General features: G+C 73.2%; 1 protein-coding gene and 1 pseudogene. One reads left to right on the forward strand and one right to left on the reverse strand.

Features of this window, described 5'->3' with window-relative positions:
- On the forward strand, positions 1–1,230 hold a 1,230-nt coding region (locus tag VF665_RS19805), incomplete at its 5' end, for a hypothetical protein (RefSeq protein ID WP_331055194.1).
- 90 nt (positions 1,231–1,320) lie between these two features.
- On the opposite strand, the pseudogene VF665_RS19810 reads toward VF665_RS19805, so the two are convergent.
- Positions 1,321–2,394, reverse strand: a pseudogene (locus VF665_RS19810) (hypothetical protein); the annotation flags it as partial.

The following is a 2,394-nucleotide window of genomic DNA, read 5'->3' on the forward strand; positions in this document are numbered from 1 at the left end:
GACGCGTACGGCGGCCACGGCGCCCTGCTGGCCGCCGTTGCCGAGGCCCACGGCATCGCCTCCGGGCTGCGGCGCGACATCGACGGACTGGATGCACGCAAGCGCGAGGCGGCGCAGCGGGCGGACTTCCTCCGCTTTCAGGCGGAGGAGATCGAGGCGGCGTCGCTGCGCGCGGGGGAAGAGGAGGAACTGGACGACGAGGCGCGGCGCCTGAGCCACTCCGAGGAACTGCAGGCCATCAGCGGCGGATTGGCGGAAGCGGTCACCGGCTCCGAGCGCGCGCTGCTGGGCGAGGTGGCCTCGCTCCGCCGCCAGATCGACCAGCTGGTGCGCATCGACAGTGGCCAGGAGCCGGTGCGCGAACTGTTCGATGCGGCCTACTACGCGCTGCAGGAACTGGGCGACCGCATGGAGCGCTACGCCGCCACGGTGGAGCACGATCCGCGGCGCCTGGACGAGATCCGCCGCCGCCAGGACCTGATCTTTCGCCTCAAGGCCAAGTACGGCCAGACGGTGGAGGACGTGCTGGAGGTGGGCCGCGCGGCCCGCGCCGAGCTGGACCTGGTGGACAACGCGGAGTGGGAGCTGGGGTCGCTGCGAAAGAAGCTGGCCGCGGCGGAGGAGACGCTGGCCGCTGCGGCGGGCGCGCTCACCGAGGCGCGAACGGTCGCCATGGCGCGGCTTTCGGACGAGGTGAGCGGGGTGCTGCCGGAATTGGGGATGAGCGGCGGCGTGTTCCGCGCCGAGGCCGTTCCGCTCCCGCAGACGGGCTCCGCCGGGGCGGAAGAGGTGGAGTTCCGCGTCTCGCTTAACCGCGGGTTCGAGCCCAAGCCGCTGTCGTACGTGGCGTCCGGCGGCGAAATGTCGCGCATCATGCTGGCGCTCAAGACCATTCTGGCGCGGCTGGACAGCATTCCCACGCTGGTGTTCGACGAGGTGGATGCGGGAATCGGCGGGCGCGTGGCGCTGCAGGTGGGCGACAAGATGCGCGGCGTCGCTGAAACCCATCAGGTGTTCGCCATCACCCACCTGCCGCAGATCGCCAGCCGCGCGCACGTGCACCTGCTGGTGCGCAAGGGCGAGCGCGACGGCCGCACCACGACGGAAGTGATGCCGCTGGACGCGGATGCGCGCATCCACGAAGTCGCCCGCATGCTGGGCGGCGACCCGGTAAGCGCCGTCTCGCAGGAGCACGCCCGCGAACTGCTGGAGCGCGGCGTCGGCGTCTGACCATCGACCGAGCAAAAGAAGCAGGGCCGGCGGATCGCGTTCCGCCGGCCCTCTGTTTTCATCCACTCGCTCGCCCTTTGCCGACGACGCTCAGCGGCGCGGGGGACGGGCCGGGCGCGGCGTTTCGGCCGGCGGCGTGGTGGGGCGCGGCGCGGTGAGCGGCGGCGGCGCGGGATCGATGGAGGGCGGGGTGGCCGGCGCGGGCGGCGGTGTGGTGCTGTCCGCGGGCACAGCCGCGCTGTCCGCCGGTTCCGGCGGCACGGGAGGCGTGTCGCGCGGCAGCAGCCCGCGATGCGGGAAGAAGCGCCCGGTCACGCGCACCTGCCCCGCCTGCGGCGCCACCCCGCTCCCCGCAAAGGTGCGCTGCCAGGCGAGGTCCACCTCAAACGGCACGTTGGTCTCGCCCAGGGTGAACGCCCGCAGCGAGCTGTAGCGCGCGTTCAGCCCCGCCGCGTGCGCCATCCACGAGTCCGTGGGCTCCAGCGGCGATGGAAGGATGCCGTCCGCGCCGGAGAAGCTCGTTTCGCCCGTGCGGGTGAAGGCGTACTGCCCGGCAAAGCTGATTTCGCGCGTGAGACGCCAGCGCGGCTGCACCAGCAGCGAAACCCGCGAACCCGGTGACCGCCGCACCGTGCGGACGGCCGTGTCTGACGGGAACGGGCGGTTGGCGGCGAATGCGTACCGCTGCACGTCCGCGGGGAGCAGCACGTCCGCCGTGGCCGCCGCCGTGACCATCCACCGGCGGGAAAGAAAGACGTCGTTCAGCAGGTCCAGCCCGATGCCGAAGTGGCCGCCGCCCGGCGCCAGCTCGGTGAGCGCGGTCTGCGCGCTCACCCCCGTGGGCAGGCGGGCGCGCACCCCCACCGTCGTCCGCACGGCGCGCGCGGCGACGGTGTCGGGAACGGGCCACCCCGGCGGGCCCGGCCGCAGCAGCAGGCGCGCGCCGATCTCCACGTCGCCCAGCTGATAGCCGCGGTTGACGGAAAGCGAGTCGAACGCCGCCACCTCCTCGGCCGAAAGCTGCCCTCGGAGCGTGGTGTTCCCCAGGATGTCCGCGTAGCTGAGCGGGCGCGTGGGAAGCACCAGCGTGTCCGCGCGCAGGGCCCGCAGCAGCGCCTGCAGCGAGTCGCCCGTGGCCGAGCCGCGGACGGGGAGGAACGGCGC

This window comes from Longimicrobium sp. (genome assembly GCF_036387355.1).
Lineage (GTDB): Bacteria > Gemmatimonadota > Gemmatimonadetes > Longimicrobiales > Longimicrobiaceae > Longimicrobium.